Origin of the sequence: Streptomyces marokkonensis (assembly GCF_039539045.1) — a bacterium.
Classification (GTDB): Bacteria; Actinomycetota; Actinomycetes; order Streptomycetales; family Streptomycetaceae; genus Streptomyces; species Streptomyces marokkonensis.
The window spans coordinates 1-3106 of the sequence record NZ_BAABCQ010000327.1 but is presented as its reverse complement, the minus strand read 5'-3'; the positions used below and the strand labels follow the sequence as shown (position 1 = coordinate 3106).

The 3106-nt window shown below is 75.1% G+C and carries 1 protein-coding gene; it reads right to left on the bottom strand.

Annotated features, from left to right (window positions below):
* Nucleotides 1–3106, bottom strand: a 3106-nt coding sequence (locus tag ABEA26_RS35515) for a non-ribosomal peptide synthetase (protein WP_345598139.1), incomplete at both ends; no start/stop codon positions are given.

Below are 3106 nucleotides of genomic sequence, written 5' to 3'. Positions count from 1 at the left end.
CTTCCCGTTCACCGTCAGCGGCAACCGCTCCAGCACCACGAACGCCGCCGGGACGGTGGGTGCGGGCAGCCGGTCGCGCAGGTGGTCGCGGAGGGTGCCGACGAGGGTTCCGGCCAGTCCGGCGCGGCGGGGGCTGTTGGTGAACGCCAGGAGGTCGGCGGACCCGCTCGCGGCCGGGCCGTACAGGTCCTCGATCACCGGGCCGGCGGGGGCGGCGCCGGGGGCCGCCCTGGTGAACAGGACGTCCAGGGCGCCCTCGGAGGAGGTGGCGGACCAGGTCACCGCCGTGCGGTAGCCGTACCGTTCGCCGAGGGCGTGCAGTTCCTCGGGGTCGACGGCGGCCGGCACGCCGGTGCCCTCGCGCACCGCGAGGCGGGCGGCGTCGACGTCGCCGGCCTCGTCGAGCAACCGCAGGGCCGTCGTCTCCGCGGCCAACCGGGCGTTGGGCACGTCCTCGACGCGCAGGGCGGCGGGGCCGTCGCCCAGGAGGCGCTCCAGGGGGTCGAGTCCGCCGAGGTCGCGGGGCCAGGACACGGCCGGGCCGGGCCGGGGGGCGGGGGTGGCGGGGCCGCCGCGCTTGCGGAGCACCACGTCGTAGCGGTGCTGGCTCAGTTCGTTGTGGTGCACGCCCCGCTTGATCCGGACGTCGACGGCCTCGATGTCCGGCAGCCGGGTGCGCAGCGCGGGGAAGAACTCAGGGTCGGCGAGGAGTTCGGTCTCCAGCAGGACGCCCTGGTCGACGCCCCGGAGCACGCTCGCCGGGTCGGTCCGGTCGTCGGCCTGGTGCAAGCGCACCGCCGCGCTGAAGCAGCGCAGCAGCCGGTGGTTGCGGACGTCGCCGACGAAGAGGTGGCCGCCGGGGGCGAGCAGGCGCATCGCCCCGGCGATGACGTCGACGAGGTAGGCGCCGTGCGGGAAGTAGGGGACGACGGAGTTGATGACGACGGTGTCGAACTCGCCTTCGGGCAGGCCGTCCGTGACGTCGGCGGGCTGGACGCGCAGGTGGACGCGCGACCGGGTCCCGGGCCGGTCCAGGAGCTGGACGCGCAGCGCCTCGACGGCGGCGGCGGAGAAGTCCGTGGCCCAGTAGCTCTCGCAGTCGTCGGCCAGCTGGGACAGGATGAGTCCGCTGCCGACGCCGATCTCCAGGACCCGGCGGGGGTTCAGCTCGCGGATGCGCTCCACGGCGGCCGCGCGCCACTCCCGCATCTGGGGCAGCGGGATGGGCCGGGAGTCGTAGCTGCTGGTCCAGCCGGTGAAGTTGGCGCCGAACTCGGCCGTGGCGGCGTCCTGGTAGACCTCCTGGTAGACGTCGTGCCACTCCGCGACCTGCTCGGCCTCGCCGTCCGGGTCGCGGTCGGTGCCCTCCCCCGGCACCACGTAGGCGACGAGCTGCCGCTCCCCCGGCCGGTCCTCGCGGACGACGGCGACGGCCTGGGCGACCTGGGGGTGGCTGCGCAGGGCGGCCTCGACCTCACCGAGTTCCACGCGCAGGCCGCGCAGTTTCACCTGGGAGTCGGCGCGGCCGACGAAGTGGAGCCGGCCGTCCTGATCCCTGCGGACCACGTCGCCGGTGCGGTAGAGCCGCCCGCCGGCCGGGCCGAAGGGGTCGGCGACGAACCGGGCGGCGGTCTCGGCGGGTGCCCGGAAGTAGCCGCGGGCCATGCCGGCGCCGGCGATGTACAGCTCGCCGGGGACGCCGGTGGGGACCGGGGAGAGGCGGTCGTCGAGGACGTAGAGCCGCATGTCGTCCAGCGGCAGGCCGATGGGTACGGGCAGGTCGGGGTCGCACGCGCCGCGGAAGGTGTGCCGGGTGGCGTAGACGGTCGTCTCGGTGGGGCCGTAGCCGTTGAGGACGACGGTGTCGGGGCAGGCGGCGGCGAGCCGGGCCGCCGCCGCCGGGGAGAGCACGTCGCCGCCGGTCCACAGCGCGGTCAGGCCGCCCAGCCAGTCGGTCCGGTCCTCGGCGACGGCGTTGAAGAGGCCGGTGGGCAGCAGCAGTCCGGTGATGTCCCACCGGGTGACGAGCCGTTCCAGGGCCCGCAGGTCCAGCCGTCCGGGCGGAGCCATCACCACGTGGCCGCCCGACATCAGCGGCAGCCAGAACTCCATGTTGAAGGCGTCCCAGGCGTGTGCGGAGTGCAGCAGCACCCGGTCGGTGCTGCCGGGCTCCCAGCACCGGTCGTGACGCAGGCACTCGATGCCGCCGTGGGTGAGGGCGACGCCCTTGGGTTCGCCGGTGGAGCCGGAGGTGTACATGATGGCGGCGACCCGCTCGGGGTCGGTGAGGGGCGGCGGGTCGGTCTGCTCCTCCGTGGCCGGCAGGGGGTCGTCGAGGACGATCACCGGGAGGCCGTACTGGGCCGCCTCCTCCTTTAGAGCGCGGTCGGTGAGCAGGACCGGTGCGCCGGTCCGGGCGAGGACGAGGGCCTTGCGGGCCGGCGGGTGGTCGGCGTTCAGGGGCACGTAGGCGCCGCCGGCCCGCAGGACGCCGAGGACACCGACGGCGAGGTGGACTCCGCGTCCGGTGAGCATGGCGACCGGGGTCTCCTCGCCGACGCCGCGGCCGCGCAGCAGGCGGGCGAGGCGGGCGGAGCGCCGGTCGAGTTCGGCGTAGATGAGGGTGGTGTCGTCGGCGGAGACGGCGGGTGCCTCGGGGGTCCGCTCGGCGAGCTGCGCGAAGCGGGCGGTGAGGGTGGTGGGTGCCGGGGCGTCGGGGCGTGCGGTGGCGTTCCACTCGTGCAGCACGCGGTGGCGCTCGCCGGGCTCCAGCAGGTCGACCGCACCGATGCGCTGTTCCGCGTCGTCGACGCAGGCGCGCAGGAGCGCGAGGAGCCGGTCGGTGAACCGCTGGACGGTCTCCTGCTCGAACAGGTCGCCGCTGTACTCCACCAGGCCCCACACGCCGTCGGGGGCGCCGTGGCCGGTGTGCGCCTCGGTGAGGAAGACGGCCAGGTCGAAGCGGGAGACCTCGGGCCGGATGCGCTCGGGTTCGATGGTCAGGCCCGGCAGCCGGAACGCCGCCTCGGCGGTGTTCTGGAGGGCGAGCATGACCTGGACGAGGGGGTTGCGGGACAGGGAGCGCTGCGGGTTCAGCTCCTCCACC